Raw genomic sequence first — 13435 nt, forward strand, 5'->3', positions numbered from 1 at the left:
TCGAATAAGATCTTTGATACGATTTTTTACATTTGTTTCAAAAGTGTCCCTAGAGACAAAGACATATATACTAAAGCCTTCATTCGAAACAACTGTTGCAACAGCAGGATAAAGTTCCCTGTTATTTGCATTTGAAGATACTGTTCTTGCAAATATTTCAGCTGCATTATCCTCTGAAGAACCAACTACTTGTGAATTTTTCGTATCGTAAACTATGAAACTTATGATATTATTTATATCTTTCCTGGTTGAATCCTGAATGCGCTCATTTTGAACATTCAGCAGAGACTCATCGAGGATCGGCCCCTTCCACGCATGTGAGCTAGACAAGAAATTAGAAACTGCGGCACAAATCTCGTTGTATTCTCGAGAAGTGTCTGTCTTTATAAATTCAATTTCTAAAATTGTTCTGTTTACCACATCGTACAAATGACGTTTTTTCTCTGAAATAATGCTTTGAGAAAGTTGCTCAATCTTTGACTGGTACTCTTTTTTCAAATTCAAAAAATAGGGCACACTCATTGACGCTGCAATGAATATTATCGCAACTATACCGCTGAGATAGTAATAAAAACGAATTTTTTGGCGAGCTATTAGTTTCATTTTTTGTTGCTGTTTTCCATAGGCTCAACTGTCCGTGACGGGGCATCCCAATTTGTCCAAATATCCAAACAGTCTGTTACCTAACAGTCCGAATTATTTCTTTCCGTATCGAACATTGCCCACACCTCGCACCTTTTGCAAGTACGAAATGGACGCCTGATTGTATCTCAAGCGTCCTTCAAGATACGTTAAGGCTAACCAGCAACCACGGCTGGCTGGAACTGAATTTTTAGGAAAAGGGGGAGGCGGATTCACAGGGTCCTGGGAATCCAGGTCGCAATTCTGTACGATCTCTACCGTTTTTCGAGTTCTCTTGCCTTGAACTGGTCAAACGAGATCATGATGTGATTGGATGAACGGCCAAATAGCCGTCCCCTATGATCATTTTTTATAATCTTTTTTAAAACTTATTATTTTCTATTTTTTTTAATCATTTCTTCGTAGATGCCTTTGCAGATCATGAACACAAGATGCGGATTGATTGTTAAAATTTCTTCGATTTCAGGTTCAAGCTCAATAATTTTGCGCCAGTTGTCTTTGATTAATCCGTAATTTTCTTTTCCATATTTATTCAGGCGAGGATAAAACTCGTTCTTAATTGCTTCAAGAGTCATGAAATACTGAGACTCAATCGGAGCTTCAAATACTTCTCCAGAATGAATGCAAGTTATCATTTTTGTTTTGGGGTGATTAAATAAGATATGCTTCTTATTTTCCCAGTCTTTTTTTAACTCAGTCGGTGTCACCAAATGAGCTACAGGAAGATAATACATTACAGTGCAATCAAAACAAAAAGTTTTCCAAGAATGTTTGGCTTCAACTTCAAATTCTTTTCCACAAATCCAGCACTTAATAATAACGTTTGGGATCATAGCAATCCCTCCTTAGGAGCTTCATCAAGAAGCTCCTTTTAATTGTTGACACGATTTCACAAAGAGATTTCTGGTAACAAGTTAATAGCTCTTTCTTTTTCTCCCTCCATGTAATGATAATAGGTGTCAGCGGTCATTTTCACCGTTGAATGGCCCATAAGTTTTGAAACTGCTGCTAAATCAGCATTATTTGTTAGCATTGTTGTGGCGAACAAATGACGAAGATCGTACATGCGAATTGGGTAATCAATTCCAGCAAGATCACATGCTGTCTTGAATGACTTTCTGATAGTTGTTACGGATTTTCCTCGAAATTCAATTATGTATTCCGAAGCTGCATGAGCTTTCATCATTTTGAGCTTTTCGAGAAATATTGATTTGACTGGAACGATCCGATAGGTGTTAGTTTTGCTAGCATAAATCTTCACCGTGGATCTTTCGAAATCTACTTGGTGCCACTTCAACGACAGGAGTTCAGACGTTCCAGGTCGTGTTCCCAAGTTAAAGCAGACTTCCATCGCCCACCGTACATGTGGTTCAGCGCAAGCCATGATCCGCTTCATGTCATCCACGGTCAGTTGAACTTCCCGTGGTCTTTCGCGAATTCTTTTCCTCATTTTCATTGGGTTAGAATTCATCAAACCGTTCTGGCAGCCGAAGTTGAAAATCGCATCAAGGTAATCGCAGTATCTGTTGACGGTTACTTTTGACCGTGGTTTGCCTGTCTGGGGACTATCTGCTTGAAAGTGCTTGATGAATGGCAGTATGTGATCGATGTAGGTCATATCATTCACAAGTGTATCCTTACCCAGAAGGGCAAAGAATGAATTCTTCAGCAGGACGGCAACGTTTTTGATGTGCTTCTCGGTTTTCCCAGAGGCCAGGAGATGATCCAGATGCATCCTGGAAAGTCGCCCAAACGTAATTCCTGTTGGACCAGTCTTTCCAATCTCCTCCTCCGGTTCTGATGTTTCTGGAGCAACAATCGCGTTGCCCAGAACCATTCCCGCCTCAACGGTGCATTGACGTGCAGCTTGATCAAACTTTTCAGCTTGCAGCTTCGCATCTTCTCCCCTTCCGAAAGATTTATCCCGCCTTCTCCCTTCTTCGAACCAATAAACGAGCCATCTACCATCACGTTGGTAAACTCCCATAGTTCCTCCATCAATATGAGTTATAAAAAGAATGGGGCTTATTCAGCCCCAGTTTCAAATCGTATGCATCAGGATTTCTTCGACTTCTTCTTCTTTTATCCCAAGATAACGTCGAGTTATCGATGGAGAAGAATGGTTGAGTCTCTTTGCGAGCACCTCCCAGCTTGTTCCGTGGATTTTCCTTTGTTGATAGCAAAAGGTCTTTCTTAATGTATGCGCCCCAACATGTGTTTTAATGTTGAGTTTTCTGCACCAATCTTTGATGTAGTTCATCACAGCATATGTTGTTAATGGAGCATTCTTTCCTTTTCGACTCTTGAACAAATAATGTTCTGGTGTTTTCGGAATATCATTCAGGTAATCCTCAAGTGCGCTGAAAATTTCAGAGTTGATGATTATGACATTGTCTTTTCCTGTCTTTTTCTCCTTGATTGAAATTCTTGATCCAACCTTGCACTCAAGCACGTCGCCTATTTTTAAGGCGAGAATGTCTTGTGCACGTAGGCCGGTGTTGATGCCTAAAATGAACAGCAAACGATCACGAGAATTGTCTTGCAACATTTTTTTGATACGCTTTATGTCTTTCGGTTCTGTTATGGCTTCAACTTTCATGTTTAATCTCCCAATTATTGTTTTCTAAAGAAAACCAAACGAAATCTGACATTCAAAACAAAGCTCAATCACCAAGAATATTCCTGGGACTTCTTATCCGCTTAATATCCTTGAAGATTGAGCTTGTATTTTATCGAATGTAAGTTTTTATGGAAAATCTTACATTTAAAATTGTATATCTTTATAGTTTTGTTGAAAATAACATGACTTCAACTTGCTCAATAAAGGAAAAGAAAAATGCCATGTTTTACCATGGCATGTTAAAGAAGGCTTCATTAGAGCTTTTCAAGGATGATTCGATTATCTTCAGAGTATACAGAGAACTCATCGTCTTCCTTGAATTCAAAATCACCCAAATCGTAATTCTTAAGAATCAGCTTGATTGTTCCATACTTTGTAACCTTCGCCTTAGAAGAACTGTTCATGTAAAGACCAGGAATTTCGTAAAATTGCTTGTCAGAACTAATCAGTTTCAAAACGTACTGCTTCAAAGTTTGCTTGTGCTTGATGTCCAGAATCTTCATGATTTGAACAGCATTGTTTCCGCCTTTAATTGCATCGCGTAACTTTGCTGCGTTGTACTTGCTTTCAATCCTCTTTTTCTTGGTCGTTGCTTCAGCTTTGGATTCGCCCATGATATTTCTCCTTATATGTTGGTGTAGTAAGGATAAATATCTGTATTTTGACCTCAAAAGTGACAGCTTTGAAGACACTTCACTAATCTTGAAGAAGGCTTTTGGGAGAATTCGCACAGAAATGGCCCAAGACGGGCTGTTATGGCGGTGGGTAGGTGTAATCCTCAGATTTTACTTCGGCGGCCCTCAGAATCGAAATATGGACGTCCAGCTTTTCACAGGCTCCTGTAAATTTTGGGCACAAAAAAAGCTCCCTGATCACTCAGAGAGCTGCCGTTATTCAATTCTAACATGACAGCCGCCCATGATTTCCAAGAATGATCCTTTGGAAACCATGGGCCATCGGTAGAATGGTCTGTCACCAGCCAAGCCCCGAATCACAACCGGACGTGCGGTTTTCCCGCATCCGGCTATCCCGAAATAACAACCCCAAAAACAATGTGTTCGAAAGAAAGACTGAATATATGTCGAATTTTGATTAAGCCCAAATTCAGGGGCATCTATAATTACAAAATTTTGATGTGTTTATTATTTGATAGAAAATACTTCTTCATCATCTTAATCGTCAATTTCTTACATTTATCTTTCCGAGGGTTGTTATTTCGGTGTACTCCTTACAAGTACTCAGCCACCCATTAAAAATGGGCTTCCCTTGGTCATTGTCGAATCCATTCAGAATCATCCAGCATATAATCGCTTGCATACATCCGTAAAAGGGATTGGTCTGAACCTTTTCCTGTGTTGAATCATAGATTCAACGACTTCAACTTGCCATGAGTCTCGTCTTATGTATGCGCCACCGTGATGTAGGCTAATTCCTCAGTCTCAGCCCCTCCCCCGTTATCGTTTCCTAAAACGGGTTGGCTGTTCTTCACAAAAAAGAACTTGGTATTTTTTGACTTCCATTCGTTCAGATACGAATGGTCCGCACAACAGCGGCACTTGGACTGGATCAACTGCAAGGCACCCATGACAAATATACTGTCTGTGATGTTTGAAATTGTCTTTCAGATAATGTTTCTGGTCTTTTGATCAAACAAAACGCCAAAACTTCTCATTATATGAAAGAAATATCTGTATCAAACGAATGAAAACTCTTCTCTTGATCAAGAAATGAATGTCAAAATAATATAGATATTTTTGAATCAATCATTGATTTGTTCAGTATTGTCGCGATTCGCCTTCCCCTTTATCGCCAAAAGCTCCGGTTACTTGAACGGCACAAAAGTTATTCAAAATCAAAAGAGTATGATTGTTATCAAAACTTGATTTGAACTTTTCTCAGTCTTCGCAGGTGACGCAGCTAAAGCAGCTAAATTTTCATGTATTTTTTTAATTTTTTTCAAAAATAATAAATAAATTGCTTGTTTTTCACCTTCGATGCCTGCTTCACCTGCGTTGACCATTGAAAAGGGAGGGGGGGGCTGAAGCCAATAATGACCAAGGGAAGGAAAAAATGAAATGCTCAACGAAAAAGGGGCCATTAAGACCCCTTATTTTGTACTTTCGATTAATCTTCAATAATGTAGTCGATGTAGTCTGTTGAATCATTGGTTGTAATGCGTCGAATGAAGTACTTCCTGCCGTTGCTGCCGTTCGATCCTGACATAACCTGAAGATTTGCTTGTTCAAGAATATCTTTGCAATCCTTCAAATTTCTGGACAAAATTGAAGGGTTTGAATTCACCAAATGAGGATCATCGGCTATATCCATAAGCTCGTTTTGAAGATCAATCATAGTTCCTTCCCAAAACTCGTTGTTTTCCATGAATTTGATCACAAGAGAAGCAACAGGGAAACTCTGTAATTTCAAAATACCCTTGGTTCTTAAATTGTTGGTCAAAGCTGTTTCGAATTGTTCTCTGGTGAATCCGAGTGCTTGAGCGGCGGCAATGCCTATTCTCTGGAAGTCTGCAAGTCTAATGTAGTCAGAAACTTCGATATCTCGATATGTTCTCAATGTTTCAACGGCAGCATCAAGGATTCCGCCAATGATCCTCGGCTTTTTTTCCTCAAATGCCTTCATGAGCATTTCTTCAGGAATTGTTTTTCTATCATTTTTGCTTTTTTCAATGACAATACACCTATCAAGAAGATCTGAAGCCGGATTTCCTAAAGAAATTGAGGCAAGAATGATCGGTTTTTTGATACTAAAGGTGAAGTCATCGTCATTGGTGTACTGCTTTCTTTTCGTAAAGTCTGTTCCAGTGAATGCAGCACAAAGCAGGTCAGATATTTCGATGTTAATCTTGGTGAAGTTATCAAAAAAAGGAACGGCGTGATGGTCAATGACCTGGGCCATCTCGCTTGTATTCCGGTACATGAAGTTGCCCCTGGAAACAGGGTCGATCAGTTTTTTGAGGCTCAGCGCCAGGGTAGTTTTTCCCGATCCCTTTTCTCCTACGAACCAAAGGTGGGGACGGGGCATGTTCGTAAACAGACTTGATACCAACCAGGTGCCGATCAGGATTTGCTCATCGGGATTAGTTATAGAAAAGATTGAAAACAGATCATCAAGACTTCCACCAGTTACCGGAGTTGGGATGCTGGTTTGGTGGGTAAACCGTTTGAAGATTACAGGGCTATTCTGAGTGATACTCCATTCTTCCGGTGTAATTTTGATGATGTCATCATTGGTGTTTTGTGTCTCAATGAAAATATCATCACCAAGTCGACCAATCCTATTATAAACCTCTACCTGTTTGCCATTGTTTAGCGCGAGGAGATTAAGGATTGGAATAAGATTTTTAATATCACTTTGTTTCAAGACTTTATAATATGCAGTTTTAAAATATGTTTGTACAAACGCGATGAAGTCTGATGATTCAATGGGCTTCCACTTTTTCTTATTTTGAATTTCTAGTTCGCAATACACAGTTTTATTCTGATCATAGCAATAATTCATCTGCTGAATGATCGTGCAGACATCATTGCTGTTCAACTTCGTAGAAGTTCCGGGTGCCGGCGGCATAATTTGATTAGGGATATGATTGTTATTTGTGTCCATGATTATCCTTGGCTTGACTGCCTATAAATGGGGGGGGCAGTGTTCGGCCCCCGGTTCGTTTGTGAGAAAAAATTCCCAGAGGTCTGTGAAATTTCTCTGGATGTTTAGAGGACAATTCCTTCCGAAATGTGGATGTCGGTTATAATCTGACTCAAATCGTTATAATAGACGGCATTTGCCAGCTCGCGGGAGAGCCCGGCTTTCAGTCCGAGGAAATCATCCATGGTCAAGTCCAGGCGTGCCTTTGTGAATGATTCAAAAACATCCAGATACTTGTAGTCATAGCGGGAGATCGTCCCATTCCGTTTTTGATCGAGGTAGTCCGGGAAGTAGATGATGTCGGTCTTGTTCTGTCCCTGCCGTTCAGGATTCCAAAACCTCACAACCCCTGTAGTTGCATCATCAAGCCATGACTTTGAATCGCATGAAAAGGCTGGACAACCGGCCAGCAAATCAAATTCCGTGATGCCAAACAGATGTACCTTCGCTCCATAATTGTTAAGATAATATACGGCAGGAAACAAATTACTCGGATTCGTTCGGCCTTTACACTGCCCGATAGCAATGTATTCAGGGTTATGTGACAGGTATGCTTCAATTTCACCATTGTTAAGGTTATGAATCACTGGTGCCACATCAATGCCCAGTTCTTCCATATCGAGAAAGTGTTCGTAATTCTTTTCGAATCCATCTGGACCAAATTCAAAATCTGGGCTGAAGATAATTTGATAACGATCTTTATGCTTCTCGCAGTGCTTCTTGAATTTGTGCAAAAGTTGACCTGTCGTCATTCCGATGTTCGAATTCAAGGCTGAAAACGCTCCATTGTCGAGAATAATCGTGCTGATGATTGATTCAAAATTCTTCAAAAACGCTTCATAGTTATTTGGCAAGATCGCCATGCTTACAAGGATATTCAGCCGAATTCCTTCGCATCTTAACATCAATTCCTGCATAAGCCTCTCTGAAGGCGAAGATAAATATACTTTCATTTTAGTATCCTGAAGCCCTCCCGATTTGTCGGGAGGGCTATTCTATGTTACTGCTTCAGTGTTTCTTTAGATGCTGTAAAGTTCTGGCGCAAAGCGGCCAGCGTATTGATAAGGGCATCAAGCTTTTCAAGGTCAAGATTGATCTTGGAAGGGGGGATGGTTAAAGCTTTAGATACGGTCTCACTCAGCTTTGTAATTTCTGCATTGACGTCCCGAATCTTTGGTTTATTGCTCTCGCTGCTTGCTTCAATAGTGATTGGATTGTTGTATTCACTATCTTTGTCGATATACTGGCGATAATCTACGCCGCTATTTTTCATCTCGATCATCTTGTCGATATCCTTCTTGTCAATTGACCTGCCATCTGCCAGTACAGACAAGATGTCGTTCATTGTAATTTCGTCAAGTCCAGATTTTTTAACTCTATAGTGCAAGATCGCTGCTTCACATTTTTCAGTGAAGTCATGAGCCACTCCCGTTGCCATGGTTTGATTGTCAATAGCGTCAATTATATCCTTGATGGGGTCTTCGTCATGAATCATTCCCCTTTTTTCAATTACACCTGCGAGCTTTCCAAGTCTGTCAATTCCAAGATGAAGATATGCTGCTACGTTATTAATTTGAGCAACTTTCGTATACACAGCAAGCGTATTTGGATGGATGTGTTTATCGAATTTTTCACGACGATACTGCAGCCATGCCTTCTTGCTAAGGTTGTTCATAATCACATCTTTTTTGATCAAATTTACAATTATACCAAGCTGCAAACCGACCGTGGCGATAAATTTTTGAGCCTTAGTGATATTGAACTGCGTCTTGTTGTGAACATCGACAAATTTATTGTACTTTTCATCCATGCTCATCTTGGAAACAGACTCATATAGAAGATGCATGGCCTTGACAGGGGTCACTTCCTTGGTCAGTGCTTCGTCGACGCTAGTAGGAATGCCGCCGATGCCGCCTGACCCTCCAATCATCACCTCAATAATTTCACGGTCGTTGTTGCGCAGTTCCTTTTCCAATGCTTCTTTGAAAGGATCAGTGTACGAAGGATGTGAGTCGGGATGAACGTGTGACTCTGATGACGGAGTGTTGCCAGGGCCTCCAGTAGACCCAGGCATGGAGAGGGGCGGGGCAAAAGGGTTCAGAAGGGCTGTAGGGGTGGAAATTTCAGAATCCATAAATACCTCCATAGGGTGGCGCGTCTTCCGGGATGGAAATGTTTGCGCCGTTAATAAACCCTAAAAAGGCAACCACCGTGCCAACAAAGGATGCGGTTATAATATGCAGATATTAAAGGTTTTTTAAGATTGAGGGTTGAGGAGAACCATTCTCTTCGATGGATTTTTGTTTGAATTTCGAAACTTTTCATCTACTTTTCGAAACGTTTTGTTTTTTGAGATTGACCCTTTTTTTCGACCAGCTATGTTGCCAACTTTTTCCTGCGTTGCTTTTCCGTTCCTCAAATGATGAAGGATTGTCTCGAAGTATAACTCCTCGAGGTCGTCCAAGGAAATTTTGTCTATAGGAATTTCTTGGCTTTCAAGATGGTTGATTTCTACTCCGTAAAAATGATCCAGAAAAATGTTGTCTTTGTTAGACGCATGCAAGTCTTTAAGTTGAAACTGCTCTGTAAGATTGATATGTTTTATTTTTGTTAAAAATTTAAGTGATTCGCAAAGACCTATTCGAAGGCACTCAGTCCATGTATAGCTGAGTTCTATGTCCGATTCATAAAATTCAAAACATGATTTTGAGTAGAGTGCTAAAATCATTTTTTTGTTTTTTAACAATTCTTTTTTCGTTTCATTGTCATAATTATGCTTATTTGGGTGTCCATTGCTCAGCGCATAGTCAAAAATTTTATCGGGGACATCTTTGTCGACATTGTCCGTTAGCAATATGAATGAATATAATCCATATATGTGAAAATGAAAGTAAAAATCATTATTGTAAGAATATATGTACAGAAGTGTCTTTTTTAAATCGTTAGAAATTTCTTTGCTAAAAGGAATGTCGTTTCTTTTTAATATTTCAAGGATGCCAGTCTGACCTCTCCGCTTTTCTATTTCCTTGCTTGTATGTTCTTTCATGTCAAAAATATCGTAGTTTGACTCTACATCTTGAAAGAACAATTTGCAAAAAATCAAAAAACCAGAATAGATAGTATTAATTTCAAGTATCTTTGAGCTTAAAAAATATTCTCCATACGTTTTCGATGATTTCGTAATTAACTCTTCAAATTCAAAATCCTTTCCAAAACCTTCTTTGTCATCATTCAAGCTAAGACCACTCGATAGCCAACACATTTCAAGATTTTCTATGTCGACTTCACTAGTGGCAAGTTTTTCTTTAAATATTTCTATATTGTTTAAATTTAAGTCTGTAAAATTTTTTTGTAATGAAAAGAATACACGTTGATCATAACAATCGATTTTTAAATTTTCTGTTAAAAAATTTGTGTTAAGACTATGTATTTCATTAAATATATATGATGCGTTTTGAATCAGTCCGCTACATACTTTTTCGATCTCCCGAACATTACCTGGCCAATTATAGGCCAACAGGCTAAATAGCATTTTGGGACTAAGAATATGTAAAATTCTTTCATTAAAGAATTTCATATAGTAAAGGATGTCAATTCTTCGCTTATGAATTGCTGGTATGGAAACACTGTCAAACCTGTACCATAAGTCATCCCTAAATTTTGTTTTTTGTACATTTGTTGTTGCGAGTATTTGGCACTCGAGTTTTATTGGCGTGACTGAGCCTAGTTTAGAGAAAATTCTGCTTTCTATTGCCAACAACAATTTTGCTTGCAGATGTTTTGGCATTTCTCCCATTTCTTCTAAAACGATTATTCCGTCCTTTACAGATTCAAAATATCCAATTTTATTTTTATCTGCTCCTGTAAATGCACCCTTAGTGTGTCCAAACAAAAGAGAATCAATTAGTGCCGAGGGTAATGCTGCACAATTTATATATGCGATATTAGGAGTTTTGCCTTTTATGTTTGTATATATAAATGCATAGTAGTCGACAAACATGCTTTTTCCTGTTCCTGTTGGCCCATGTATAAGCAATGGTCGACTGTCATTGTTAATATTGTTGATGCATTGAATTTCAAATCTTTTGATTGTCTCCTCAAGCCCTGGAGGGATGAGCCATGTATTTCTTGGTTTCCAGGGCAATCCATATTCTGTATCTTTGTTTTGAGTGACCATATTATGCTCTTGAAATAGTACTGTTTTGTTCAAAAATCAGGTTTTTTAGATTCATACAATGGATCATGAAATATCAGCAACCATTGGCTCTACCAATACGCATGGTTTAGAAACGGGCCTGTGGGTAAAATCAAATGACTAATGTTCCAGGCAACTGGTAAACAAAAAATGGTGTTTCGGTGCATGTATTCCCAGCACCTAATAACGATACGTTTGATGCGTTCAACGGCATCAATTTTTTCTTTGGTCTGTGAATTTTTCTGGTTCATGCCCATATCCTGCTAGTAGCAAGGAAAATAGGGGTTTGCCAAGTTGGCAAGCATCAAATCGATGAAATTTGAGTGGATTCAGAAAAGGTGATCCGGAATTCACGGGTGTCTGTGAATTTGAGACGGGAAAAATAAGACCAAAATGGCCAGTTTAGTGAAACTGGCTGAAATTTCGACTAATTTTACGATTCCGGTGGGGTCGTGGGAGATTTTTGGTCTTTGTTGGATTCTGATTGGTCCTGGCAGCTAGCACCGCAACGGTATTGTCTTGCTATTTCCATTGAAGGGGCTGTTTTTAGGTGTGGATGTCTCAAAACCGTAGGTTTTGACTTTTGGTTTTACCACTTATGGGGATAAATCAGCTATGATGTCACTGAAAATTACCACAATGAAGAATTGTTCGAAGGTGCAGATTAAAGAAGGGTTCAAAAAATCCCCCAATGGGGCGTCTGATCTGGAATATTCGCCAGATTGTCTTTGTAATACGGTCTATGTCTATCCCTGGATTAGTTGAAGCGCCATTTCTGGCAGGGCGTTGGCCTGAGCCAGCATAGCCGTTGCCGATTGTGTCAGGATCTGGCTTTTCACGAACTCTGTCATTTCCGTAGCCATGTCGGCGTCAGAGATGCGGGATTCAGCGGCCTGAAGGTTTTCTGCCTGAATCTCAAGGTTGGTGATGGTGTTCTCAAGGCGGTTTTGGGTAGCGCCAAGGGATGCTCGAATTTTGTCCTTATAAATAATTGCTTCTGTAATTTTATCCAGTGATTTTTGTGCTGATTCTTGTGTCGATATTTCAACATCATTAATCTGCATTCCTATTGTTGACGCGTCATATATTTTTATATGATATGAGTCGTTTTCTGTGTTTAATTTTCCAAAATGAATATTTATTTCTGTGCTAGCAGATAGTGAATCTCCTATTCCAGTATATAAAGCTCTTATTTCTTCGTCGTTAAGCCCTCTTGCGTATATTCTGACGTCATCAATTTTTCCATTCCAAAAAGATTCGTAGAATCCTCCTGTTCCTATATCCATCCTGCTTGATGAAAAGCTAAGTGTACCAGATACATCTCTTTCTGCAACAAGATTTCCGTCGTAGTAAATTCTTGATGTCGTTCCGTTGTTCGTGCCAACAATGTGGTGCCATTCATTGAATGTGACTAGGTCGCTGGACGTAGCTAGTCTGTCAGGTGGGAAACTTGAAAAAGCATCAAACATGATTGACTGGTATCCTCCAGGCCCAGTAGCATCTCCAACTTCGAGTTGAAATCCGAATGGGCCATTTACAATTTGATCATTATGCCCCTGTGATAATTGTTGTACCCATGCACTAATTGTTATTGCGGAATAATCCATGCTAAAGTTATTTACTTCAATTCCACTGTCAATTCCATTGAATAAATATGCGCTATCTGGATTATTAAATCTATCAGTTGTGAGTGTCGCGTTTACAACATTTGTTGGAAAGCCGTTCGATCCTGAATCGTCAGCATTTCCATTGAATTTTCCCCAAAAATGTAAATTACTGTTGAGATCAACACCGTTGACAAATAAGCTCCCCAGAGTCGGATTTTGTACTAGTGGGTTTGTATTATCGTTTATTGAAAGTAATTTTATTCCATTAAATTCTGTCGACGCTGCAATTCTTTCAATTTCTGCCTTCATTGCCTGAAATTCATCGTTGATGATTGCACGCTGGTCGGCGTTATAGGTTCCTGTCGCGGCTTGGGTAGCCAGTTCCTTCATACGGATCAGCTTTTCGTCGATAACCTGGAGTGCTCCATCCGCCACCTGGATCATCGAAATAGCGTCGTTGGCGTTTCGAATTCCCTGGCCGAGGCTTGCAATATCTGCCCTCATAATTTCACGAACTGCTAATCCGGCGGCATCATCCGCAGCAGTGCCGATTCGCAGCCCTGATGATAGTCTTCGGGTTGAAACCCCGAGGCTCCCATAGTGGGTAGATAAATTCCTGGCTGTGTTGATCGCCATCAAATTATGATTGATTGTCAGTGACATACAGCAAGTTCCATTGATTTTATGCTGATCTGTTTTTATGATGCGTTT

General features: G+C 39.6%; 12 protein-coding genes and 1 pseudogene. All 13 read right to left on the reverse strand.

Annotated elements, in window-relative coordinates:
• A partial coding sequence (locus tag ACYQ3G_RS07165; RefSeq protein WP_459824220.1) for a hypothetical protein occupies positions 1-603 on the reverse strand: 603 nt, incomplete at its 3' end.
• 410 nt (positions 604-1013) lie between these two features.
• Positions 1014-1475 (reverse strand): hypothetical protein, encoded by a 462-nt coding sequence (locus ACYQ3G_RS07170; protein ID WP_459821201.1) that lies wholly within the window; start codon positions 1473-1475, stop codon positions 1014-1016.
• 56 nt (positions 1476-1531) lie between these two features.
• A complete protein-coding gene (locus ACYQ3G_RS07175; protein ID WP_459821199.1) occupies positions 1532-2629 on the reverse strand; it encodes a tyrosine-type recombinase/integrase in 1098 nt (365 codons plus the stop codon).
• A 54-nt stretch (positions 2630-2683) separates the two neighbouring features.
• Positions 2684-3241 carry a tyrosine-type recombinase/integrase gene (locus ACYQ3G_RS07180; protein ID WP_459821197.1) on the reverse strand — a complete coding sequence of 186 codons (558 nt, stop codon included), beginning with the start codon at positions 3239-3241 and terminating at the stop codon, positions 2684-2686.
• A gap of 275 nt (positions 3242-3516) precedes the next feature.
• Entirely contained in the window at positions 3517-3876 is a 360-nt protein-coding gene (locus tag ACYQ3G_RS07185; protein ID WP_459821195.1) for a hypothetical protein, read from the reverse strand.
• 1238 nt (positions 3877-5114) lie between these two features.
• On the reverse strand, positions 5115-5360 hold the full coding sequence (locus tag ACYQ3G_RS07190; protein ID WP_459821193.1) for a hypothetical protein: 246 nt from the start codon (positions 5358-5360) through the stop codon (positions 5115-5117).
• A gap of 26 nt (positions 5361-5386) precedes the next feature.
• Positions 5387-6883 carry a hypothetical protein gene (locus ACYQ3G_RS07195; RefSeq protein WP_459821191.1) on the reverse strand — a complete coding sequence of 499 codons (1497 nt, stop codon included), beginning with the start codon at positions 6881-6883 and terminating at the stop codon, positions 5387-5389.
• Positions 6884-6987: 104 nt separating this feature from the next.
• Entirely contained in the window at positions 6988-7875 is an 888-nt protein-coding gene (locus ACYQ3G_RS07200; protein WP_459821189.1) for a hypothetical protein, read from the reverse strand.
• 47 nt (positions 7876-7922) lie between these two features.
• Positions 7923-9056: a hypothetical protein gene (locus ACYQ3G_RS07205; protein WP_459821187.1), complete on the reverse strand. Its 1134-nt coding sequence runs from the start codon at positions 9054-9056 to the stop codon at positions 7923-7925.
• 123 nt (positions 9057-9179) lie between these two features.
• Positions 9180-11099, reverse strand: coding sequence for a sigma 54-interacting transcriptional regulator (locus ACYQ3G_RS07210; protein ID WP_459821185.1), 1920 nt, complete (start codon positions 11097-11099; stop codon positions 9180-9182).
• A gap of 89 nt (positions 11100-11188) precedes the next feature.
• Positions 11189-11368 (reverse strand): hypothetical protein, encoded by a 180-nt coding sequence (locus ACYQ3G_RS07215; RefSeq protein WP_459821183.1) that lies wholly within the window; start codon positions 11366-11368, stop codon positions 11189-11191.
• A 495-nt stretch (positions 11369-11863) separates the two neighbouring features.
• Positions 11864-12985 (reverse strand): LamG domain-containing protein, encoded by a 1122-nt coding sequence (locus ACYQ3G_RS07220; RefSeq protein WP_459824201.1) that lies wholly within the window; start codon positions 12983-12985, stop codon positions 11864-11866.
• Positions 12965-13387: pseudogene (locus tag ACYQ3G_RS07225) on the reverse strand (flagellin N-terminal helical domain-containing protein); the annotation flags it as partial. The gene ACYQ3G_RS07220 and the pseudogene ACYQ3G_RS07225, both read right to left, overlap by 21 nt.
• Positions 13388-13435 lie beyond the last annotated feature (48 nt).

This window comes from Desulfomicrobium salsuginis (assembly GCF_054657795.1).

Coding starts and splice junctions, on each gene's coding strand:
- ACYQ3G_RS07170 (WP_459821201.1), bottom strand. CDS start 1,475: ATGATCCCAAACGTTATTATTAAGTGCTGGATTTGTGGAAAAGAATTT.
- ACYQ3G_RS07175 (WP_459821199.1), bottom strand. CDS start 2,629: ATGGGAGTTTACCAACGTGATGGTAGATGGCTCGTTTATTGGTTCGAA.
- ACYQ3G_RS07180 (WP_459821197.1), bottom strand. CDS start 3,241: ATGAAAGTTGAAGCCATAACAGAACCGAAAGACATAAAGCGTATCAAA.
- ACYQ3G_RS07185 (WP_459821195.1), bottom strand. CDS start 3,876: ATGGGCGAATCCAAAGCTGAAGCAACGACCAAGAAAAAGAGGATTGAA.
- ACYQ3G_RS07190 (WP_459821193.1), bottom strand. CDS start 5,360: ATGGCCCCTTTTTCGTTGAGCATTTCATTTTTTCCTTCCCTTGGTCAT.
- ACYQ3G_RS07195 (WP_459821191.1), bottom strand. CDS start 6,883: ATGGACACAAATAACAATCATATCCCTAATCAAATTATGCCGCCGGCA.
- ACYQ3G_RS07200 (WP_459821189.1), bottom strand. CDS start 7,875: ATGAAAGTATATTTATCTTCGCCTTCAGAGAGGCTTATGCAGGAATTG.
- ACYQ3G_RS07205 (WP_459821187.1), bottom strand. CDS start 9,056: ATGGATTCTGAAATTTCCACCCCTACAGCCCTTCTGAACCCTTTTGCC.
- ACYQ3G_RS07210 (WP_459821185.1), bottom strand. CDS start 11,099: ATGGTCACTCAAAACAAAGATACAGAATATGGATTGCCCTGGAAACCA.
- ACYQ3G_RS07215 (WP_459821183.1), bottom strand. CDS start 11,368: ATGAACCAGAAAAATTCACAGACCAAAGAAAAAATTGATGCCGTTGAA.